The sequence below is a fragment of the Streptomyces sp. NPDC058663 genome, assembly GCF_042716745.1.
In the GTDB taxonomy this organism is placed as follows: domain Bacteria; phylum Actinomycetota; class Actinomycetes; order Streptomycetales; family Streptomycetaceae; genus Streptomyces.
The window spans coordinates 1-23,082 of sequence record NZ_JBHXRV010000081.1; the positions used below are offsets into that span (position 1 = coordinate 1).

Here is a 23,082-nt window from a genome sequence, read left to right on the forward strand (position 1 = left end):
GCTCCTGTGGAGCCGGCGGGCCGCCGTGAAGTGTCCGCCGCGTGTACAAGCCGCGCGTTCCGGTTACTTCTTCCTTGCCCGCGCCCGGGGCGACGGGGAATCTCGGCGACACCCTGTTCTGACCCGGGCGGCCGCATCCCGATGGCAGCCTCCGCCCCGGCGGGATAACCCTGGACCACCTGCACAGGCGGCAACAGCCCGCCCCGGACCCGGGAGACCGTCCATGCCTGGTTGGCCGCCGTCGCACTGGACCACGAGCACCGCCGTGGTCCTGAGCTGCACCCTGTTCACCGGCGTGGCCCCCGCCGCCGCTTCCGACGTCACGTCCGCCGCCACTTCCGACGCCCCGCCCGCCGCCGCACGGGTCGCGCCCGGCTGCCACGCGCCCACCGGGCCCTACCAGTGGCAGCTGGAGAAGAAGCTGAAGCTCCCCGAGGACGGGAGGATGTCCGAGGCCGACTGCTTCGCGATCAAGAGGCTCCAGACCCGGCTGAAGATCACGCCGGTCAACGGGGCCGCGGACCTGAGGACCTACCGGCTGCTGCTGGTCGACGAGGTGAAGAAGAACCCGAACGCGAACAAGCGGTGCCCGACGCCCAACTACAGGCTGACCTGTGTCGACCTGTCCCGGCAGATCCTGTGGGTGCAGAAGGGCAAGAAGGTCACGTTCTCGCCGATTCCCATCCGCAGCGGCCGCAAGGGCCTGGAGACCCGTACCGGCTGGCAGCGGATCTATCAGAAGAAGCGCTCGCACTTCTCCACCATCTACGACGGCGCTCCGATGCCGTACTCGCAGTTCTTCAACGGTGGCCAGGCCCTGCACGGCACGTACCGGGACCTCTTCACGTCGGGCTCCGGAGGCTGCATCAACATGTACCTCAAGGACGCCGAGCGCCTGTACAAGTACCTCAAGGTCGGCGCCAGGCTCTACATCTACGGCCGCAAGCCCGTGCGCTCCCTGGAGACCTCCACCGCCCACGACGACCGACTGATCGCGGAGGCCTTCGGCGCGGAGGGGATTCCCGGCGACTGAGTCGTGGCCTGGACCCGGATCGCTCCGCGCTGGGCGCGGCTCGCCGTCGGGCAGATTTCGAGCGACTGGAACCTAGGACCGGTCACCGCTGCCAGCCGGGAGATCATCACCGTCGCTTTCCGGCTCCAACCGGCTCCGTGAGTCGATGCCCCGGCCGCGCACCGTACGCGGCCGGGGGGGGACCTCAGTGGTCGCGGCCCGGGCGGGTGAGGTGTTTCAGGAGGGCGTCGGCCATTGCCTTCTCGCCCTTCGCGTTGGGGTGGAAAGGGGCCGCCGGGGAGGCCGGGACCAGGGGTTCCACCCAGCGGGTGGCGGGCGGCCGGCAGGCGTCGTGGCCGATGGAGGGCTTGTAGGTGTCCACATAGGTGGCGCGCGAGAGGGTGGCGACGATGCGGAGCATGGCGTTGAGGCGTTTGGCCGTGGCCCGGTTGTAGGCGACGTCACCGGCCGCCGTCGGGACGGAGGGCCAGCAGCCGGGGCCCGTTTCCGGGGTGATGGCCGGGTAGCCGAGCACGTACACCTTCGCGCGGGGGGCGCGTTGGTGGATGGCCCTGATGACCTTGTGCACCCGTGGCGCGGCGGCGGCGATCCGGCGCGCCAGGACGTCGGTGCCGCCCTTGGTGTAGTGCGCCGTGCACGGGGCGCCGGTGGGGTCGGTGGCGCCGAGCCGGGCGCAGGTGGCGATGATCTCGCCGAAGCCGATGTCGTTGCCGCCGATCTGGAGGCTGACCAGGGTGGTGCGCTTGTTCAGCGCGTCGAGCTGGGGCGGATTGGTGCCCTGGGCCCGCCACATTTCGGCCGTGGTGGCACCGCCGCAGCTGACGTCGCGGAACGACGCGATATCCAGCTCGCGGGCGGTGAGGGAGGGGTAGTTGCTGTTGGAACGCCCGCAGTTGGCGTCGATCTGTACCGGGACGCCCGGGGCCGAGGTGTACGAGTCGCCCAGCGAGACGTACCGCTCGGCGGGGGTCGCTCCGGCCGGGGCCGCAGCTCCGCCCACCAGGACCGCCGCCGCGCCCAGAGTTGCGAGTACGGACCGTGCTCTTCGACGTGAAGTCGCCACGACTCTCCCCTACCGACCAGTAGTTCTGCGGACAGGAATGCAGAATCCGCGCCGGGTCACCGCGTGTCAATGGCCCGGCCGGGATTCTGGGCGTGCGCACAAGCACAACTGCCCTTCAAGCGGCAGGACTTCATTCCGGACGCGACCCGCGGCGTACGGGGAGCGCTGCCTGCCCCGTACCCCAGGCCCTCACCTCCGGTGTGCCTCGATCAGCTTTCCGTACCAGTGGTAGCTGTCCTTCGGCGTGCGCCGCTGGGTGTCGTAGTCGACGTGGACGATGCCGAACCGCTTGGCGTAGCCGAGGGCCCACTCGAAGTTGTCCAGGAGCGACCAGACGTAGTAGCCGCGTACGTCGACGCCGGCGTCCATGGCGGCGCGCAGGGCCGTGAGGTGGTCGTGCAGGTAGGTGACGCGGTCCTCGTCGCGCACGGCTCCGTGCGCGGAGACTTCGTCGTGCTCGGCCGAGCCGTTCTCGGTGATGTGGACCGGTGGCAGGGTGTCGCCGTAGGTCTCCTTGAGCGAGACCAGCAGGTCCGTGAAGGTTCCGGGGACGACCGGCCACCCCATCGCCGTGCGGCGCGCGTGCGGAAACGGGACTTCCGCGTACCGGTTGTCGGTGGCGACCCGGAGCGCGGGGTCGCTCTCCCGGTGCGGGGCGTCGGCGACGACGATCGGCCGGTAGTAGTTGATGCCGAGGAAGTCCATCGGCTGCGAGATGAGCGCGAGGTCGCCGTCGCGTCGGAAGTCCTGGCCCGTGAGGAGTTCGCCCCAGGTGTCCTCCTCCGTGGCCGGGTAGCGGCCCGCGAGGAGCGGCTCCGTCCATACGAGGTTGTGCTGCGTGTCGGCGCGGACGACCGCGGCCCGGTCGGCCGCCGAGTCGGTGGCGGGAACGTTCCGGTCGAGGTTGAGGGTGATGCCCGCCTCGCGCACGCCGGCGGCCCGCAGTGCCCGCATGGCCAGACCGTGGCCGACGAGGAGATGATGGGCGGCCGCGAGCGCGCCGGTGCCTTCCTGGGCTCCGGGCGCGTGGCGGCCCACCGAGTAGCCGAGGAAGGCGCTGCACCAGGGCTCGTTGAGGGTGATCCAGCGCGGGACACGGTCGGCCAGGTGCTCCGCGACGATCTCCGTGTACGCGGCGAACCGCTCGGCGGTGTCCCTGGCCCGCCAGCCGCCCCGGTCCTCCAGGGCCTGGGGCAGGTCCCAGTGGTAGAGGGTGGCGGCCGGTTCGATGCCCGCCTCCAGGAGTGCGTCCACCAGGCGGGAGTAGAAGTCGAGCCCCTTGCGGTTCGCCGGTCCCTGCCCGGTCGGCTGGATGCGCGGCCAGGCGACCGAGAAGCGGTACGAGTCCACGCCGAGGCCGCGCAGGAGCGCCACGTCCTGGGGGTAGCGGTGGTAGTGGTCGCAGGCCACGTCGCCGGTGTCGCCGCCGTGGGTGCGGCCGGGGGTGTGGCTGTAGGTGTCCCAGATGGAGGGGCCGCGGCCGTCCTCGTCGACGGCGCCCTCGATCTGGTACGAGGCGGTGGCCGCGCCGAACACGAAGCCGCGGGGGAACGAGGGAAAGGGAGGCATGTCACTCATGGAAAGCCTTACGTGAGGCCCTGCTTGGCGGATCCGCCGGCGATTCCGGCGGTGGTGTGCTTCTGGACGAGGACGAGCAGCACGTCCGCCGGGACCGCAACCGCCCCGGCGGAGCGTGTGCGTCCGCCGGAGTGTTCACTGCGGCCCGTACGGCTGATGCGGTTTCTGCCACGACTCCTACGCCATGACGGGTCGAAGCGCTAGACCCAAGGTCCCCAGAAAGGTCCAGAACTCTCCTCAGATCCCAGCCAGCTCGCCATCGAAGCGCTTCAACAATATGCCTCTGATCCTCTTGCTCTTTCGATTTCCTTACGCTCAAATTGGCGTGGGCGGCAGTCTTGCCTTCACGATCGAAAGCGAGTCGAGGGGCGGTGGGCCGCGCCCCCGTGCGGTGGCCGGACGGCGCGGGCGCGCGGAACCGGGCGCGGCCCGGGGTCGGCCGGCCCCGTGCGAAGCGTCCGCGGCCGGGATCGAGGAGGCCGGCTCCCCCATCACCGCTACCCGCCCCGCTGACCGGATCCACCTCTGCTCCCCTGGGAAGATCATGAAGTTCACCGACGGCTTCTGGCTGATGCGCGACGGGGTCAAGGCCTCGTACGCCACCGAGATCCGAGACATTCGCACGAGCACCGACCGGTTCACCGCGTACGCCGCCGTCAAGCGGGTCGAACGCCGCGGAGACACCCTCAACTCGCCACTGCTGACCGCTGATTGCTTCTCCCCCGCCGAAGGCGTCATCGGCGTCCGTCTGACGCACTTCGCGGGCAAGCGGCACCCCGGCCCCGACTTCGCACTGCCCGGCGCGCACACTTCCACGGGGCAGGTCCGCCGCGAAGGCAACGTTGTCGAGCTGTCGAGCGGCGCCCTGTCCGTCCGGCTGGAGGAAGCCGCCCCGTGGACGCTGACCTTCCATGACGCGGACGGACGCGAGGTCACCCGGGCCGACCGCAAGGGCTCGGCCTTCTTCACCACCCCCGACGGCGCCCACCACATGGCCGCCCAGCTCGCCCTCGGCGTCGGCGAGCAGGTCTACGGCCTCGGCGAACGCTTCACCCCGTTCGTCAAGAACGGCCAGGTCGTCGACATGTGGCAGGCCGACGGCGGTACCAGCAGCGAACAGTCGTACAAGAACGTGCCGTTCAGCCTGCACCTCTCCCCCGGCGGCGCGTACGGGGTGTTCGTGGACCACCCGGGCAGGGTCGGCTACGAGGTCGGCTCCGAATCGGTCGGCCGGCTGCAGTTCAGCGTCGAGGACCAGACAATGACGTACTACGTCGTCGCGGGTCCCACGCCCAAGGACGTGCTGCGCCGTTACACCGCGCTCACCGGCCGCCCTGCGCTGCCGCCGGCCTGGTCCTTCGGCCTGTGGCTGACCACGTCGTTCACCACGCAGTACGACGAGCAGACCGTCACGTCCTTCGTCGACGGCATGGCCGAACGGGACATCCCGCTGAGCGTCTTCCACTTCGACTGCTTCTGGATGCGCGAGTACCAGTGGTCGGACTTCACCTGGGACCCGGACGTGTTCCCCGACCCGCAGGGCATGCTGGACCGCCTCAAGGAGCGGGGTCTGCGGATCTCCGTCTGGATCAACCCGTACATCGCCCAGAAGTCCGCCCTGTTCGACGAGGCCGTACGGCACGGATATCTGGTGCGGCGGCCGAACGGCGACATCTGGCAGTGGGACCTGTGGCAGGCCGGCATGGGTCTTGTCGACTTCACCAACCCGGAAGCCTGCGCCTGGTTCCAGGACCAGCTGAAGGGCCTTCTCGACCAGGGCGTCGACTGCTTCAAGACGGACTTCGGCGAGCGCATCCCCACCGACGTCCGCTGGCACGACGGCTCCGACCCGGAGCGCATGCACAACTACTACACGCACCTCTACAACCAGGTCGTCTTCGAGCTGCTCCAGAAGGAACGCGGCACCGGGGACGCGGTGCTCTTCGCCCGTTCGGCCACGGCGGGCGGCCAGCAGTTCCCGGTGCACTGGGGCGGCGACTGCTGGGCGTCGTTCGGTGCGATGGCGGAGTCGTTGCGCGGCGGGCTCTCGCTGTCGCTGTCCGGCTTCGGCTTCTGGTCGCACGACATCGGCGGCTTCGAGGGCACGCCCGACCCGGCCGTCTTCAAGCGCTGGCTGGCCTTCGGCCTGCTGTCCTCGCACAGCCGGCTGCACGGATCCAACTCCTACCGCGTGCCGTGGGAGTTCGGTGACGAAGCGGTCGACGTCACGCGGAAGTTCACCCGCCTCAAGCACCGCCTGATGCCCTATCTCTACGGCGCGGCGGCCGAGGCACACCGCGACGGCGTGCCCCTGATGCGGCCCATGCTCCTGGAGTTCCCCGGGGACCCGACGTCCCGCACCCTCGACCGGCAGTACATGCTCGGCCCCGACCTGCTCGTGGCACCGGTGTTCACCGAGGACGGCGACGTCGAGTTCTACCTCCCCGAAGGGACCTGGACCCACCTGCTGTCCGGTGAGCAGGTACGGGGCCCGGTCTGGCGCCGCGAGCACCACGGCTTCGACAGCCTGCCGCTGTACGTCCGCCCCGGCGCGGTACTGCCGCTCGGCGCCGACGAACAGCGCCCCGACGGCGACTGGAGCGACGGCCTCACGCTGCTGGTCGCACCCGGCACGCACGACACCACCGTCACCGTCCCCGACCACGAGGGCGGCACGGCGGCGACCTACCGGGTGATCCGCGACGCCCGGGGCGGTCCTGCGACGGTCACGGCGCCCGAGGGGGGTACGGTGCCGGAGGTCAGGGAGCTGTGAGCGGCTGTAGGCGGGCGCTCCAGGAGGTGGGACGACACGTCGTCCGGCGGCCGGGGCCTGCGTCGGAAGCCGATCAGCACCGGGGCCCTCCCGCCGGGTTCGAAGCTGCCACCCGAGCCGGAGCCGGACCGCCGGTTGGGGCCGGCCCGCAACCTCGCGCCCAAAGCCGTCAGGGCGCTGTCCGTCGCCCGGGCCCTGACGGTACGCCGCGTCGACGGCACGTAGGTGGCCGGCCTCGCGCACCAACTCCCGGCGCTCAAGACCGCCTGCAGCCGGCGCGCGAGCACCGGCACGACGTCGACCAGCTCGACGCGCACGACGCCGCCTTCCACCGGGCGGCACGTCCAGCAGGCGGTCGAGTCACCCTGCCCCGGGGGCAGCGGGGTCCTCCACAGGATCCTCGACCACGCGGGCCTGACCTTCCTCGGCCGTCACTGGCGCTACTTGGCCCAGGACGACCACGTCACTTCCCACCGGTCCACCTCGTACCCCCCCGGCTGCCACTGGGCTGGCAATGATGGTACCGAAGCGCTTCAACTGCGCGCTGTGCGCCGGCGATCCGTCGAGAGGCCGGCACAAGGAGCGTGACGCGATGGGGACCCTTGTGCTGCATGAAAGTTCACCGTTAACGTGCGGCAGGCGGTGAAGCGCTTCGACTCAGGTATGGCGGGGCCGCTCGTTCACCCTCGCGCCCGCGCTCGCGGCCGGGCGAGTGGCCACGGGAGGCACCCGTACCGCAGCCACCCGTCATCGCAGTCACCGGGCCCGCCAGTCACCCCGTTTCCGCAGTCACCCGGCCCGCCTGTCCGCCGGAGAACCACTCCCCCTACCCGAGGAATCGTCATGACGACTCGCAGCATCACCGACCGCCTGGGTGGCCTGGCCTTCGGCGGGGACTACAACCCCGAGCAGTGGGACGAGTCGGTGTGGAAGGAGGACGACGCGCTGATGCGCCGGGCCAGGGTCAACCTGGCCACCCTGGGCGTCTTCTCCTGGTCGCTGCTCGAACCCGAGGAGGGGCGCTACGACTTCGCCTGGCTCGACGCCCATGTGGAGCGCCTGCACGCGAACGGCGTGGCCGTCGACCTCGCCACCCCGACGGCCTCCCCGCCGCCCTGGTTCACCCTGGCCCACCCCGACGCCCTGCCGGTCACCCCCGAGGGCGTCCGCCTCACCCACGGCAGCCGCGACACCTACTGCCTCGCCGCCCCGGCCTACCGGAACGCGGCCCGCAGAATCGCCGCCGCGCTGGCAGAACGGTACGGCGACCACCCGGCTCTCGCGCTGTGGCACGTGCACAACGAGTACGGCACGCTCTGCTGGTGCGACCACAGCGCCGCCGCCTTCCGGGTGTGGCTGCGCGAGCGGCACGGCTCACTGGACACCCTCAACGAGGCCTGGGGCACGGCCTTCTGGAGCCAGCGCTACACGTCCTGGGAGCAGGTGCTGCCGCCGCGCACCTCGCAGTGGCACACGAACCCCGGCCAGGCGGTGGACTTCCGCCGCTTCTGGTCCGACGAGATCGTCGCCGCCTACCGCGAGCAGCGCGACGCGATCCGCGCGCACAGCGACCGGCCCGTGACGACCAATCTGATGCTGCCCTCCTACCAGAACGTGGACCTGTGGGCCCTCGCCCGGGAAGTCGACGTCGTCTCCTCCGACCAGTACCCGACCGCACCCGGCGTGGACGCCGCCGCGAGCGCAGCCGTGCACGCCGACCGCACCCGTTCCCTGAGCGGCGGCGGCCCCTGGCTGCTGATGGAGCAGGGCACCAACACCGTGTACGACGGCGGCCGGATCCTCGCCAAGGAGCCGGGCGACATCCTGCGCCACTCCCTCTCCCACATCGCCCGCGGCTCGGAGGGCGCCCTGTTCTTCCAGTGGCGGCAGTCCCGGGCCGGTGCCGAGACCTGGCACTCGGCGATGGTCCCGCACGCGGGCCCCGACAGCCGGATCTTCCGCGAGGTGACCGAGCTCGGCGAGGCGGTGACGCGGCTCGGTGAGCTGGCGGGCTCCACGGTCACCGCGCAGGTGGCCGTGCTGGACGACCCGGACGCCTGGTGGGCGCTGGGCGTGGACGGGCTGCCGTCCTCGCGGCTCGACTACCACGGGGAACTCGTCCGGGCGCACCGCGCGCTGTGGGACGCGGGCACCACCGTCGACTTCGCCCACCCGGAGCACGAGCTGGGCCGCTACCTGCTCGTCATCGCCCCGGCCCTCTTCCTGCTGTCCGACAGGGGTGCCGAGAACCTGCGCCGTTACGTGGAGGGCGGCGGGACGCTCCTGGTCCAGCACGCGGCCGGCTTCGTCGACGACCGCATGCAGGCCAGGCTCGGCGGCTACCCGGCCGCACCGCTGCGCGAGGCGCTGGGCATCCGCGTCGAGGAGTACCGGCCGCTGCGGGAGGACGAGCAGGTCACCCTCTCCGACGGGACGCGCGGCACGGTCTGGAGCGAGGTCGTGCACGCCGAGGGCGCCGAGACCCTCGCCGCGTACACCCACGGCATGCTCGCGGACCGCCCCGCCATCACCCGGCACCGCTCCGGCACCGGGCAGGGCTGGTACGTCTCCACCCGCCTGAGCGACGTCGATTACGCGGTCCTGGTCGGCCGGCTGCTGACGGAGGCGGGTGCCGGTCCGGAAGCACCCGGCCTGCCCGCCGGTGTCGAGGCCGTCACCCGCCGCGCCCCCGACGGCCGCCACTGGCAGGTGCTGCTCAACCACACCGCCGAGGTCGTGCCCCTGCCGGAGCCCGCCCACGACCTGCTCACCGACGCCCCTGCCCGCGAACTGCCGCCCGGCGGCTGCGCGGTCCTGCGCGGGCCCGGCCAGGCCGGCCGGGCCTGACCTGGCCCGCGGCCCTGTCCTGAGCCTCCCGCGCCCGCTTCACCACCGAGCCGCCCACGCCCGCCTCACGACCGACCCTCCCGCACCCTCCACACCCATCGAATTGATGAGAGGTCCCCTGGTGCCTCCTTCGCGCAGGCCGGACATCCGCCCCACCAACCCCGTGGTCCCCGGCCTCCACCCCGACCCCAGCGTCTGCCGGGTCGGCGACGACTACTACCTCGCCTGCTCCAGCTTCGAGTACTTCCCCGGGATACCCCTCTTCCACAGCCGCGACCTGGTCCACTGGACGCAAATCGGCAACGTCCTGGACCGGCCGGAGCAGCTGCCGCTCGCCTCCGCGTGGTCCTCCGGCGGGATCTACGCCCCCACCCTGCGCCACCACGAGGGCCGCTTCTTTCTGATCGTCACCAACTGCAGCAAGGGCGGCGGCAACCTGATCGTCACCGCCACCGACCCCGCAGGGCCGTGGTCCGATCCCATCCCTGCGCCGGACGTGCCCGGCATCGACCCCGACCTGGCCTGGGACGAGGACGGCACCTGCTGGTGCACGGTCGCCGGGGGGTGGCAGGTCCGTATCGACCCGGCCACCGGACAGACGTACGGCACACCGCACCACGTCTGGGCGGGCGGGCCCGACGCCAAGGCCCCGGAGGCGCCGCACCTCTACCGGATCGGCGACCACTGGTACCTGCTCATCGCCGAGGGCGGCACCGAGCGCGGCCACGGGGTGTCGATCGCCCGCGCCGCCTCCCCCGCAGGGCCGTTCGAGCCGTGCCCGGACAACCCGGTCCTCACCCACCGGGGAACCGACCGTCCCGTGCAGAACACCGGCCACGCCGACCTGGTCCAGGGCCCCGACGGCTCCTGGTGGATGGTCCTGCTCGGCGTCCGGCCCGGCGGCGGCACACCGGGCTGGCACGTGCTCGGCCGGGAGACCTTCCTGACCCCCGTGACCTGGGTGGACGGCTGGCCGGTCGTCGGCGAGGTCTCCCTGGAGCTGCCCGAGCTGCCGTGGCCGCTCCTCCCCGGGCCGCCCGAGGAGCGGCGGGACGACTTCGAGACGGCCGGACTGCGGCCCTCCTGGATCTCCGTACGCGACCGGCCGGCGGAGCACTGCACCACCAGGGAGCGCCCCGGGTGGCTGACGCTGCGTGCGCGCGGTGCGTCCCTGGACGAGCCCGACGTGGTGTTCACCGGACGACGCCAACAGCACGTCACGGGCCGGGCGCGCACCCTGGTCGACCCCTGCGAGGGGCGCGGCGGGCTCGCCGTACGCCTGGACGAGCGGCACCACTACGGGGTCGAGGTCTCCGGCGGGGAAGTCCGGGTGATCGCGCGCGTCGGCTCGCTGCGCACGGTCGTGGCGCAACGGGGCGTGCCGGAAGGGCCGTTGGTCCTCGTCCTTTCGACGGCCCCGCCCCCCGAGGGCGGGCCGTGCACCGGGCCCGATGTCGTCTCGCTCGGCTTCGAGTCGGCCGACGGCACCTTCACCGAACTCGCCCGCCTCGACGGCCGCTACCTGTCGACCGAGGTCGCCGGCGGTTTCACCGGACGCGTCATCGGCATGTACGCCGCCGACGGCACCCTGCACTTCGACTGGTTCGACTACGAGCCCCTCGACGGCTGACCCGGACCGATTCCCCGCACCACCGACCGAAAGGCACGACCCTGTGAAGCACATACCCAGAGCCGACCACCACCGCAGCCACGGTCCAGGACGCCTGTACGGCCTGCTGATGGCGCTGCTCCTCGTCCTGGGGCTGTCCGGCACCGCTCTCGCCGCGCCCGGCCCGCCCGCCGCACCCGCCGCACCCGCCGCCCCGGAGCAGCCGGCCCCCGCCGCGGTCGAGGTCCCGGCCCGCGCCATGGACGCCGTCGCGGCGATGCAGCCGAGCTGGAACCTGGGCAACTCCCTGGACGCGATTCCGGACGAGACGTCCTGGGGCAACCCCAAGGCCAGCAGGGAGCTGTTCAAGGCGGTCCGCGGACACGGCTTCAAGAGCGTGCGCATCCCGGTGACCTGGAGCGCGCACCAGGCCGCCACCGCGCCCTACGCCGTGAAGGCCGAGTACATGGCCCGTGTCAAGGAGGTCGTCGACTTCGCCCTCGCCGAGGGCCTCTACGTGGTGCTCAACGTCCACCACGACTCGTGGCAGTGGGTCGAGAAGATCACCAAGGATCACGACAACGTCCTGGCCCGCTTCAACTCCCTGTGGACCCAGATCTCCGAGACGTTCAAGGACGCGCCGCGGACCCTGCTCTTCGAGGGCATCAACGAGCCGGGCTACGCCGACGCCACGCCTGAGCAGAAGATCGCGTACAACCACGAACTGCAGACCTCGTTCCACACAGTCGTCCGCGCCTCGGGCGGCAGGAACAAGGACCGCCTGCTCGTCCTGACCACGCCGGCCGGCAGCCCCGACCCGGCCTTCATGGACGCTCTGCACACCCTGATCACGTCGCTGCGCGACCGCCATCTGGTCGCCACCGTGCACTACTACAGCTGGTACCCGTTCAGCGTGAACATCGCGGGCGGCACCCACTACGACGAGGCCTCCAGGAACGACCTGGAGGACGCCTTCGGCCGGATGAAGGAGATCTTCACCAGCAAGGGCGTGCCCGTCTACCTCGGCGAGTACGGCCTGCTGAGCTGGCCCGACCACCACCACCCCGACCGCGTCGAGCGGGGCGAGGCGCTGAAGTACTACGAGCACCTCGGTCACGCGGCGCGCAAGGCCGGCGTCACCACCGCCCTGTGGGACAACTTCGCCTACCTGAACCGGGCCACCCTGAAGTGGCGGGACCCGGAGCTGTTCACGTGGATCAAGTCGAGCTGGACCACCCGTTCGGGAACCACCTCCTTCGACAAGATCTACGTGGCGAAGGCGAAGCCGCTCGGCCCCAAGTCGTTCACGCTCCACCTGAACGGCACCACGTTCAAGGGTCTGTGGCACGGCGAGGCCAAGCTCGTCGAGGGCCGGGACTACAGCATCTTCGACAGCCGGCTCACCCTCACGCAGAAGACCGTGACCCGGCTGGCCGGCAACCGGGAGTACGGGGTCAACGCGTCGCTCCAGGCCCGGTTCTCGCGCGGTCTGCCCTGGAAGATCGACGTGGTCACCTACGACACCCCGGAACTGTCGAACGCCGACGGGACCACCGAGGCGTTCGCGATTCCGACGAAGTACCAGGGTGACCAGCTGGCGACGATGGAGGCCACGTACGGCGACGGCACCAACGCCGGGCCGACCAGCTGGACTCCGTTCCAGGAGTTCAACCAGGCGTTCTCGCCGGACGTCGCGAAGGGCACGATCGTCCTGACCCCCGCCTTCATCAAGGCACTGCGGGAGGGCGAGACGGCGAACCTGACCTTCCACTTCTACAGCGGCGCCAAGGTGAAGTACAAGGTCACCAAGTCCGGTGCCGCGGTCACCGGTACGGCCGTCAAGGCGGAGTGACCCACCCCCGTCCGGCCGGTGCCCTGGCCGCCCTCCTCCCCGGGCGGCCAGGGCACCGCCATGTCCCCCACGCCCTCCCCTTTCCCCGACCTCTCCCTTTTCCGATCTCTCCCTTTCCCGATCTCCCGAAGGATTGCCATGTCCGTGACCGAGTCGACCCGCCACGAACTCACCGCCCACCAATCCCAGTTGTACGTTCCGACGGACTTCGACGCGTTCTGGCAGGAGACCCTCGCCGAGGCCCGCTCGCACGGCGGCGCGGTGAAGGCCGAGCGGGTCACCGAGCAGCACCTGCTGAGCACCGTCGAGGTGGACGACGTACGCTTCCCCGGCTGGAACGGCGAACCGGTGGCGGCCTGGCTGCTGCGCCCGCGCGGTGCCGGGAGTCCCTTGCCGGTCGTCGTCAGTTACGCCGGTTACTGCGGTGGCCGCGGGCTGCCCACCGATCACCTGCTGTGGTCCGCGGCGGGATACGCCCAGCTCGTCGTCGACAGCCGCGGCCAGGGCCACGACACCCCGGACCGCGGGGAGGGCGACGGCACCCAATGGGTCGAGGGCTTCATGACCCGCGGCATCGACTCGCCCCGCCACCACTACTACCGCCGCCTGATGACGGACTGTGTGCGCGCCGTCGACGCGGTCGCCGAACTGCCCGGTCTCGACAGCGGCCGGGTCGTCGTGTCCGGGGGCAGCCAGGGCGGCGGCCTGAGTCTCGCGGTCGCCGCACTCGCCCCGGAGAAGGTGGCGGCGGCCATGGCCGACGTCCCCTTCCTGTGCCACTTCCGCGAGGCGGCGCGGACCAGCACGGAGGGGCCGTACCAGGAGATCGTCAAGTACCTGCGCTGGCACAGCCCGCACCGCGTCGAGGAAGCCTTCGGCCCACTCGACTACTTCGACGCCGTCCACTTCGCCACCCGGGCCAGTGCGCCGGTGCTGTTCAGCGTCGGCCTCATGGACCCCATCTGCCCGCCTTCCACGGTGTACGCCGCCTTCAACCACTACGCGGGGGATGACAGGACCATGACGGTGTGGCCCTTCGCCGACCACGGCGGCGGCTTCGGCCGCAACACCGCGGCCCAACTGAAGTGGCTGCACCGGCGCGGGACGGCGCCACGGCAGTAGGGGAACAAGTCACCGGCAACCTTCGGGCTCGCAGCGGCCACTCAGCAGTGCACCATCGACTCGTCTCTGCGAACGGACAGCACATGAACACACCGAGGCAGGCCGCGCGGCAGCGCCGGCACCGGCGCAAGCTCCTGCTGGGCGCCGCGTCGGCGCTCCTCGCCGCAGGCGTTCTCGTCGGTCTGGCCGTCGCCCTGGTCCCCGACGGGGAATCCGGGGCACGGACCGTCGCCACCACCTCCTTGGCCCCCGTACCCTCCCCCGCGCCCGGCACCGCCGCCGACCGGACGAGCGCCCCGCTCCCGACGGCCACGCCGAGCGGCTCCCCCACACCGACGCGTACCGCGCCCACCACTTCGGCGAGCCCGTCGCCCACAGCCGCCACCCGGCCCCCGCGGCCCGCGCCAAGGCCCGCTCCGCCCGCGCAGTCAGGAGGACGGCTGCAGTCCGCCCAGCACCGGGGGGTCGCCACCGCATACGAGGCCGGGGACGGAAACGGCGCCTGCCTGTTCGGACCGAGCCCCGACCTCATGGTCGCGGCCATGAACACCACCGACTACGAGACGTCCCGGGCGTGCGGCGCTCACGTGCTCGTCCGCGCGGCGAACGGCAAGTCGGTCACGGTACGGATCACCAACGAATGCCCGCTGCCGTGCGCACCCGGTCAGATCGACCTCAGCCAGCAGGCGTTCGCGAAGCTGGCGGACCTCAAGCTCGGCCGGATACCCATCACATGGAGCCTGGTGAGCCCCGGCACCTCCGAGAAGATCTCCCTCCGCTACAAGACCGGTTCCAGCGCCCACTGGTGCGCCCTCCAGGCGATCGGCCACCGCAATCCCGTTGCCGTACTGGAAGTGCGTACAGCAGGGGGCTGGCGGAAACTGCCGCGTACCGCCTTCAACTACTTCATCGCGGCGGACGGCAACGGCTGCGGCGGCTCCGTCAGGCTCACCGACATCCATGGCGAGCGGCTGACCATCGACGCGATGGCGGTACGGCCGGACGTCGTCCAGCCCACCGGGGTCCAGTTCGCCCGGCGCTGACCGGGCAACGGCCGATACGCAAGGGACCGGGGCCGGTCCGCGCCCGGGGAGGGACGCGGACCGGCCCCGGCCCTGGTGGTGTGCCGGACGTCTCCGGCGGTGCGGTGGCGGGGCGGGGTCAGCCGCCGCTGATCGTCAGGTTGTTGGTGGTGAAGTTGAGGCCGCCGGACGACGAGGTGACCTCGTAGCCGAACTGCACGTCGCCGATGACCTCGTTGGCGGGCATCCAGCCCTTGGTGTTCGCGATCCACTGGAGGATCGGCTTGATGTCCACGGTGCCGGAGTTGGAGTCGGACGTCCGCAGGAACGAGAACACCTGGTTCGCCCCGTTGGTGCCCTTGTAGACGTTCCAGCTGTGTCCGCCGAGCGTGACGGTGGCCTGCCAGGTGCCGAGCGGTCCTACGGCTCCGTTGTGGTTGACCCAGAGCATGATCTCGTACTGGTGGTTGTCGTCCCAGATGTCGTACGCCGTGTTGTAGGCGCCGGACGACGGGACGCTGACGTTGTAGGTGCTGTTGAGCCAGCCGAGGGAGGAGATCGGCTTGTTGATCGTCTTCGTCGAGTTGGGGTAGGACTTGATGCCGCCGGTGTTGGGGTGGTTGGCCCAGACGCCCCAGTTGGTGCCGGAGTTGGCCCAGGTGCACTGGCTGCCGGCGCCGGAGCCCCAGATGTTGTTGTAGAGCTTGTAGCCGTTCAGGCTGGTGTTGCCCCATTGGTCGCAGGAGTTCCAGACCGCTGCGGAAGCGGGGGCTGCGGCCAGGCCGACGACGGCGCCGAGAGCCATTGCCGGTGCCAGTACCGCCGTGGTGACTTTGCGTATCGCGCTCTTGACCATGGTGTCCCTTCCACGGGTGGGGGGATTGCGGGGGATGCTGCCGCGCCCCCATGACGGAGAGGCGCGGCCCACTGCGGCGACGCATGGTGCGGCTGCGCGTCACCGGAGGAGGTAGGAGGGGGCGGGCCGGGCCGCCGTACGGCACGGGGCCCGGCCCGCGGTACTGCGCGAGGAGCCGTGCTTCAGCCCTTGATGGCGCCGGTGAGCATGCCCTTCTTGAAATGACGCTGGACGAAGGGCGAGGCCACCGCGACGGGGATCAGCGCGAGCACCATGACGGCCATCTGGAGTCCCAGGGCGGAGAGCTGGCCGGTACGGACCGCCTGCTGGAGGCCGGTCGGCATCTCGGTGTTCCTCTGGACCAGCTGGATGAGCACGTTCTGCAGCGGCATCATCTCCTGGTCGGTGAGGTAGATGGAGGCGTTGAACCAGGCACTCCAGTAACCGACCGCGTAGAACAGCGAGATGACGGCCACCACCGCCCGCGACAGCGGCAGGATGATGGTCAGCAGGATGCGCAGGTCACCGGCACCGTCGATGCGGGCGGACTCGGTGAGTTCGGGGGAGATCCCCATGAAGAAGGCCCGCAGGACGAGGATGTTGAAGACGCTGACCGCACTCGGCAGGACCAGCGACAGGTAGTTGTCGGTGAGGCCGAGGGACTGCACCAGCAGATACGTGGGGATGAGTCCGGCCCCGAAGAACATGGTCGCCATGATGGTCATCAGGAAGTACCGGTGGCCCAGGCTCCCCGGCCGCGAGAGGCCGTAGGCCGCCAGTACCGACACCGTCATCGAGAACAGCGTGCCGAAGAGCGTGACGCCGACCGAGACCATGATCGCCCGGCTGACCTGGCCGCCGCCGAGCAGTTCGGTGTAGTTGACGAAGGTGATGCCCTGGGGGATCACGACGAGGCCGCCGACCCGGTCGATCACGGCCTTCGGGGAGAGGCTGGTGACGATCACGATCCACAAAGGACCGAGCACCCCCAGGCAGCAGAACAGCAGGAACCCGCCCTTGAAGGTGAGGCCTGCCCTGCTCGGCGGCTCCTCCCACGCGGGGCGGGGTGGCGCCTTGAGGCTGCGGACGAGCTGCGTGTTGAGGCTCACTTCTTGTACACCCCCTGCTCGCCCAGCAGGTGTGCGAACTTGTTCGCGCCCAGGACGAGGCAGATTCCGATGAGTCCCTTGACCAGCCCGACCGCTGCCGCGTAGCTGAAGTCGCCGTTCTGGATGCCCGTGTTCCACACGTACGTGTCCAGGACCTCGCTGGCCCCCGCTCCGACCGCGCTGCGCTGGAGCAGGAACTGTTCGAACCCGACGGTCAGCGCGTCGCCGACCCTGAGCACCAGCAGCAGTGCGATCACCGGGCGCAGTGCGGGCAGCGTCACGTGCCACATGCGCCGCCAGCGCCCCGCGCCGTCCATGGCTGCCGCCTCGTACAGGTCGGTGCTGACGGCAGCCAGTGCGGCGAGGAAGACGATGATCCCCCAGCCGGCGTCCTTCCACACGGCCTGCGCGGTGACCAGGTATTTGAACAGGTCCGCGTTGGTCATCAGGTCGAAGCCGTCCCAGCCGTGGTCCTGGAGGGTCTGGGCGATGATGCCCGCGCCGCCGAAGATCTGCTGGAAGACGGTGACGACGAGGACCCAGGAGAAGAAGTGCGGGAGGTACATGATCGCCTGGGCGACGGCCCGTACGCGGGGGCGGATCACGCTGTTGATGACCAGCGCGAGAGCGATGGGGACCGGGAAGAACAGCACCAGTTGGAGCGCGAACAGGACGAGGGTGTTCTTCGTGGCACTCCAGAACAGCGGGTCCTGGAGCATCCGGGTGAACTGTTCGATGCCGACCCAGGGGCTTTCGAAGATCGCCATGATGCCGTTGCTGGAGGCATACGGATCGTAGTCCTGGAAGGCGGTGACATTGCCCAGCAGCGGGACGTAGTGGAAGAGCAGGAGCAGGACGACGACGGGCAGGGTCATCAGGATGAGCGTGCGGTCGCGGCGCAGCCGGAGCCGCCAGGGAATCCGGCCGGCCAGGACCGTTCGGCGCAGGGGTGGTGTCTCGGCGGCAGGACCGGGGTCCGCCTCCTTCGGCTCCTCCCCGGCGGCGGGGGGAGAGGCCCCTGGGGGCCTGCTCCGGGCTGTCAGTGACATCAGTTGCCGCTGCCGTTCTTGTCGAGGAGCTCCTTGTACCAGTCGCGCAGCTTGTCGCCGCCGGAGGACTTCCAGGTGGCGATGGCGGCCTGCACGTCGGACAGCTTTTTGTTGCCCCGCACGTAGTCGATCTCAAGCTGCTCGAACTGGCTGGCGAGGCCGGCGTATCGGCTCGGCTCGACGATGTTCATGCCGTACGTGGACGTCCTCTTGGCGAAGGCGCCCATGCGCTGTTGCCACTCGACCTGCTTGCGGGCGGTTTCGGGAAGGTCGGGGTGTGCGAAGTAGGGGGCCGGGGCGGCCAGCATCGACCAGGCGTTCATCACCTCGGAGTTGCCCAGGTCGTTCTTGACGGGGACGCCGTCCTTGACCGTGTAGTGGGTGCCCTCGACGCCGTAGTCGACGACCATCCGCTCCTTGGTGCCGTACGGCGCCGCAGAGAAGTTGGCGGCGGCCAGGGCGTTCTCCACGGTCTCCTTCGAGGCGCCCTTGCGGATCAGCGACCAGATGGTGGCGGGCTGGGACGCCCACAGCGTGGGGTTGCCTCCGTCGGCGCCGAAGATGTCCATGCCTTCGATTCTGAAGTCCGGTTGGGACAGCGCCTGTTCGGCGGCCCTCGCGTACCAGTGGGACATGTCGTTGTTGTAGACCAGGATCTGCCCGGAGGTGAACCGCTGGCCCGCGTCGCCGGTACGTGCCTTGTCGTCGGGGTGGACCACGCCGGCGTCGAAGAGCTTGCGGGTCCACTCCAGGGCTTCCAGGTACTCGGGCTGCTCGATGCGGTACGTCAGCTTGCCGTCGTCGCCGATGTTCCAGCCGAGCGACCCGGAGGAGCGGACGCCGAAGATGTTCGTCGCGGTCCAGGTCATGTCGCCGCAGGCGTAGACCTTGGCCCTGGCGCTGGTGGCCTCCTTCGCCCAACTGAGGAATTCCTCGGGCGATTTGGGCGCCGACCAGCCCTTCTTGTCGAAGACGTCCTTGCGGTAGTAGGGCACGATGAAGGTCGCGGCTGCGGACGGCATCGGGATGCCGCGCAGCGCGCCGCCGAAGATGCTCATGCGCCAGGAGTCGGAGGGGATCGCGGCCAGGTTCGGGTACTTCTTCACGTTGTCGCCCGCCAGGTAGGGGCCGAGGTCCATGAACTTGGCGGTCACCGCGTTCGAGATCTTGCCGACCAGCTCCCAGCTGGGCACGACCACCATGTCCGGTATGGAGCTGGAGGCGAGAACGGCGCCGAGCTTCTCGCCGTAGGTGTTGCCGTCCTGGTTCTGCCACGTGATCTTCGTGCCCGCCGCCGCGTCGGCCGCCGTGTAGTACGCGCAACCGGCCTTCGGAGGGGAGCCCCAGAACGGCGACATGATCTTGACGGGCGCGCCGGTGCCGAGCTTGACCGGGACCGAGGCGGCGAGGGCCGCGAGGTCGGTCTTGGCGAGGTAACCGTCCGCCGAGCCGTTCTTCGACGGCAGGTCCGGCTTGCTGACCGTGCTCGCCACGTACGCCGGGATCAGCTTGTCGGCGCCCTTGTGGGACGTGGCGCCCTCCTTCTGAGACTTCTTCTCCGCACCGCCGCAGGCGCTGAGCAGCGGCATCCCCCCGGCCACCGCCGCGGTGGCGACCGCCGTGGAGAGAAGGAACTTTCTCCGGCTCGGTCCGGAGGAAGTGACATTCGACGTCATTGCGTCAACCCTTCATGGCGCACCTGGTCAACCGTCGGCAGGCCGCGGTTGCGGTGGCGGAACTGGAACTGGCTGAACCGGACTGCTCCGAAGCGGACTTCCCACCCTTGCGACGTGATGGCGACGTGACACCTAGTCGAAGCGCTTCGATGTTGCTGCGAGGTTAAGTGAACTCCCAAAGGCGCACAAGAGTCGTTCCAAAGATTCCTCCGGGGGTCGGGAGTACGCGTCCTGCACGCCTTGATTCATGCGTTGACGCCATTCCCTTGACACGTATGCCGGTCCCTGACGAGCATCGAAGCGCTTCGCAAAAAACCACTGTCCCGGCTCAAGGGGATCCCACGTGTCCGCACACACGTCGCACACACCACTGCCTTTCCGTGATCCGCTGCTGCCCCTCGCGAAGCGCGTCGACGACCTTCTGTCGCAGCTCACGCTCGATGAGAAAACCGGCTTCCTGCACCAGTTCGCGCCCGCCGTGGAAAGGCTCGGCATCGCCGCGTTCCGCACCGGCCAGGAGGCCCTGCACGGCGTGGCCTGGATGGGGCCCGCCACGGTCTTCCCGCAGGCCGTGGGCCTGGGCGCGACGTGGAACACGGACCTCGTACGACGGGTCGGCGAGGCGGTGTCCAAGGAGGTCCGCGCGATGCGCGCCCGCGACGACCGCGTGGGGCTGAACGTCTGGGCCCCCACCGTCAACCTGCTGCGCCACCCCCTGTGGGGCCGCAACGAGGAGGGCTACTCGGAGGACCCGGGGCTCACCTCCGCCATCGCCACCGCCTACACGCGCGGCCTGCGCAGCGAACACCCCGCGTACTGGCGCACCGCACCCGTCCTCAAGCACTGGCTGGCCCACAACAACGAGACGGGCCGCGACGTCACCTCCTCCTCGGTCCGCCCCCGCGTCCTGCACGAGTACGACCTGCGCGCCTTCCGCGAGACGGTCGAGGCGGGCGCGGTGGCCGGGGTGATGCCTGCCTACAACCTGGTCAACGGGCGCCCGAACCACCTCTCCCCGTATCTGCGGGAGCACCTGCGCACCTGGACGGAAGAGGACCTGCTGGTCTGCTCGGACGCGGGCGCCCCCTCCAACCTGGTCGACTCCGAGCACTACTTCGACACCCACGAGGAGGCGACGGCCGCGGCGCTGCGGGCCGGCGTCGACAGCTTCACCGACCACGGCACCGACGGCTCGAAGATCACCGCGCGGGTCCGCGGCGCCCTGGAGCAGGGCCTGCTGAGTGAGTCGGACATCGACGAGGCGGTCCGCCGCCAGCTCTCGGTCCGCTTCCGCCTCGGCGAGTTCGACCCGGAGCTCGACCCGCACGGGCACACCGCGGACCGCGCGCACACCGCCGACCACGCGCATACCGCGGACTTCGACACCCCCGCCCACCGGGCGCTCGCCCAGGAGGCTGCCGAGCAGTCCGTCGTCCTGCTCAAGAACAACGGCGGTCTGCTGCCGCTGGCGCCCGGCACCCGGATCGCGGTGGTCGGCCTGCTCGCCGACGAGTGCAAGCGCGACTGGTACAGCGGCACGCTCCTGCACCGCAGCACGCCGCGCTCCGGCCTGGCGGAGCGGTTCGGCCCCCAGTGCGTGCGGTTCGCGGAGGGCGTGGACCGGATCCTGCTCAAGACCTCGGACGGAACCTTCCTGCACGTCCCCGATGCGGACGCCGACGACGAGGTGCGCGGCGCCGAAGGCACCCTCGACCCGGCCCTGCTGGCCGGCCGGACGGACCTGCCCCCGCTCACCACCGGTGCGCACGGCACCGAACTCTCGCTCGCCGACTGGGGCGAGGGCGTGCTGACGCTGCGCGCCCCCGACGGCCGCTATCTCTCCGTCGCCGACGACGCGTATCTCCGGGCCTCCGCCGACCAGCCGGGGGGCTGGGTCGTCCAGGAGACGTTCCGCTGGGAACCGCACGGGCACGGACACCTTCTTCGGCACATGGGTACAGGTCTTCCTGTCTGTGTTGCCGCCGACGGCCTGAAGGTTGCCGAAGGGGAAGGGGAGATCTTCGAGCGCGTCGTCGTCGAGTGCGGCGAGGACGCGGTGCGCAGGGCCGCCTCGGACGCGGACGTGGTCGTGGTCGTCGCGGGCAACGATCCGCACATCAACGGCCGCGAGACCGAGGACCGCACGACCCTGGCCCTGCCCGCCCACCAGGAACGCCTGCTGGGCGCGGCCCGCACCGCGAACCCGAACACGGTGCTGGCGCTGGTGTCGTCGTACCCGTACGCGCTCGATCACACCGAGGTGCCGGCGCTGCTGTGGATGTCGCACGGCGGGCAGGCGGCGGGCACGGCCCTGGCCCGGATCCTGGCCGGTGACGTCTCCCCCGCGGGCCGCCTCCCGCAGACCTGGTACGCCGCCGACGCGGACCTGCCCGGCCTGCTCGACTACGACGTGATCGGCGGCCGCCAGACCTACCTCTACTTCCCCGGCACGCCTCTCTTCCCCTTCGGGCACGGCCTGTCGTACACGTCCTTCGCGTACGGGGGCCTGACCACCCGCGCCGAGGACGGGGCACTGCACGTGTCCTTCTCGGTCGGCAACACGGGTGCCGTCACCGCGGACGAGGTCGTCCAGCTCTACACCCGGGCCGTGGACCCTTCGGTGCCACGGCCGCGCAGGGAGCTGGCCGCGCACCGGCGGGTGACGCTCGCGCCCGGGGAGGTCGCGGAGATCACCTTCCGGGTGCCGGTAGCGGCCCTGGCGTTCTGGGACGTGGCGCTGGGGCGCGCCCGGGTGGCACCCGGCCCGTACGAGATCCTCGTCGGTGCGTCCAGCGAGGACATCCGGCTGTCCCGGACCATGGACCTCGACGGTGAGCCGTCCGTCCCCCGGCCGGTCACGGTGGACGGTCTGGAGGCGGTGGCCTTCGACGAGCTGAGCGACGTCGAGATCGTGGACCGTACGAAGACGTCGGGGGACTCCGTCACCCCGGCGGCCGACCGGACCGGCCAACTCCTCTACCGTGACTGCGACTTCGGCGCGGGGGCGGCCGGGATCACGATGGAGGCGGCGGGCGGGGGCACGGTGGAGCTCTCACTGGGTGACGGCCCGGCCCTGGCAGCGCTTGCACTGTCCCCGGGAACCGCAGGGCCCTACGACTACACCACCGTGAGCGTCCCCGCCACCGTGCCCACGGGTGTGCACGACGTCCGCCTCACGCTGCGGGGTCCGGTACGCCTCGCGCGCGTCACCTTCCAGGCCTGAGGCCCGGGGCCGCACCGGACTCCTGGACGCCGCCGCCCAGGAGTCCGGTGCGGCAAAGGAGCCGGTCACGCCGCACCCCTTACCCCCGCACGGGCGCCGGCCCGCTGCTCGCCCGCACGACGAGTTCGGGTTCCAGGAGGAAGACCTCGTCGTCGGCCTTCCCCTCGATCCTGGCGACGAGCCGCTCGACGGCATGACGGGCCATCTGGCGCGCCGGGATGGTGACCGAGGTCAGCCGGATGGAACCCTGGAGCGCCACCTGCTCCGGGC

At 70.5% G+C, this 23,082-nt stretch carries 15 protein-coding genes; 8 read left to right on the plus strand and 7 right to left on the minus strand.

Annotation, left to right across the window (positions count from 1 at the left end; translation table 11 throughout):
• The first annotated feature begins 223 nt into the window (after positions 1-223).
• Positions 224-1,033, plus strand: a complete 810-nt coding sequence (locus ACFWVV_RS36115) for a L,D-transpeptidase (RefSeq protein ID WP_384357707.1) — start codon at positions 224-226, stop codon at positions 1,031-1,033.
• A 184-nt stretch (positions 1,034-1,217) separates the two neighbouring features.
• Here ACFWVV_RS36115 and ACFWVV_RS36120 read toward each other — a convergent pair whose 3' ends face one another.
• Entirely contained in the window at positions 1,218-2,096 is an 879-nt protein-coding gene (locus ACFWVV_RS36120; RefSeq protein WP_384357705.1) for an SGNH/GDSL hydrolase family protein, read from the minus strand.
• 189 nt (positions 2,097-2,285) lie between these two features.
• Positions 2,286-3,665: a GH1 family beta-glucosidase gene (locus ACFWVV_RS36125; protein WP_384357703.1), complete on the minus strand. Its 1,380-nt coding sequence runs from the start codon at positions 3,663-3,665 to the stop codon at positions 2,286-2,288.
• A gap of 553 nt (positions 3,666-4,218) precedes the next feature.
• Here ACFWVV_RS36125 and yicI point away from each other — a divergent pair.
• The 6 genes from yicI to ACFWVV_RS36155 all read left to right on the plus strand — a co-directional run bounded on the left by yicI (position 4,219) and on the right by ACFWVV_RS36155 (position 14,920).
• Positions 4,219-6,447, plus strand: a complete 2,229-nt coding sequence (gene yicI, locus ACFWVV_RS36130; RefSeq protein ID WP_384357701.1) for an alpha-xylosidase — start codon at positions 4,219-4,221, stop codon at positions 6,445-6,447.
• An 843-nt stretch (positions 6,448-7,290) separates the two neighbouring features.
• Positions 7,291-9,294 carry a beta-galactosidase gene (locus ACFWVV_RS36135; protein WP_384357699.1) on the plus strand — a complete coding sequence of 668 codons (2,004 nt, stop codon included), beginning with the start codon at positions 7,291-7,293 and terminating at the stop codon, positions 9,292-9,294.
• A gap of 106 nt (positions 9,295-9,400) precedes the next feature.
• Positions 9,401-10,924, plus strand: coding sequence for a glycoside hydrolase family 43 protein (locus ACFWVV_RS36140; protein WP_384357697.1), 1,524 nt, complete (start codon positions 9,401-9,403; stop codon positions 10,922-10,924).
• 43 nt (positions 10,925-10,967) lie between these two features.
• Positions 10,968-12,755: a cellulase family glycosylhydrolase gene (locus tag ACFWVV_RS36145; protein WP_384357695.1), complete on the plus strand. Its 1,788-nt coding sequence runs from the start codon at positions 10,968-10,970 to the stop codon at positions 12,753-12,755.
• A 138-nt stretch (positions 12,756-12,893) separates the two neighbouring features.
• Positions 12,894-13,877 (plus strand): acetylxylan esterase, encoded by a 984-nt coding sequence (locus ACFWVV_RS36150; RefSeq protein WP_384357693.1) that lies wholly within the window; start codon positions 12,894-12,896, stop codon positions 13,875-13,877.
• Between the two features lie 83 nt (positions 13,878-13,960).
• A complete protein-coding gene (locus ACFWVV_RS36155) occupies positions 13,961-14,920 on the plus strand; it encodes an expansin EXLX1 family cellulose-binding protein (protein WP_384357692.1) in 960 nt (319 codons plus the stop codon).
• Between the two features lie 118 nt (positions 14,921-15,038).
• Here the strand turns inward: ACFWVV_RS36155 and ACFWVV_RS36160 are convergent, their stop codons facing one another.
• The 4 genes from ACFWVV_RS36160 to ACFWVV_RS36175 form a co-directional block, all read right to left on the minus strand.
• Positions 15,039-15,755: a hypothetical protein gene (locus ACFWVV_RS36160; protein WP_384357691.1), complete on the minus strand. Its 717-nt coding sequence runs from the start codon at positions 15,753-15,755 to the stop codon at positions 15,039-15,041.
• Positions 15,756-15,937: 182 nt separating this feature from the next.
• Positions 15,938-16,864, minus strand: coding sequence for a carbohydrate ABC transporter permease (locus ACFWVV_RS36165; protein WP_384357689.1), 927 nt, complete (start codon positions 16,862-16,864; stop codon positions 15,938-15,940).
• A complete protein-coding gene (locus ACFWVV_RS36170) occupies positions 16,861-17,913 on the minus strand; it encodes an ABC transporter permease (RefSeq protein WP_384357687.1) in 1,053 nt (350 codons plus the stop codon). The genes ACFWVV_RS36165 and ACFWVV_RS36170 overlap by 4 nt, the downstream gene beginning before the upstream one ends.
• Positions 17,913-19,589: an extracellular solute-binding protein gene (locus tag ACFWVV_RS36175; protein WP_384357685.1), complete on the minus strand. Its 1,677-nt coding sequence runs from the start codon at positions 19,587-19,589 to the stop codon at positions 17,913-17,915. The genes ACFWVV_RS36170 and ACFWVV_RS36175 overlap by 1 nt, the downstream gene beginning before the upstream one ends.
• A gap of 343 nt (positions 19,590-19,932) precedes the next feature.
• On the opposite strand from ACFWVV_RS36175, the gene ACFWVV_RS36180 reads away from it, so the two are divergent.
• Complete coding sequence (locus ACFWVV_RS36180; protein ID WP_384357683.1) at positions 19,933-22,812, plus strand: glycoside hydrolase family 3 C-terminal domain-containing protein; 2,880 nt, start codon at positions 19,933-19,935, stop codon at positions 22,810-22,812.
• A gap of 79 nt (positions 22,813-22,891) precedes the next feature.
• Here ACFWVV_RS36180 and ACFWVV_RS36185 read toward each other — a convergent pair.
• On the minus strand, positions 22,892-23,082 hold a 191-nt coding region (locus ACFWVV_RS36185), incomplete at its 5' end, for a substrate-binding domain-containing protein (protein ID WP_384422906.1).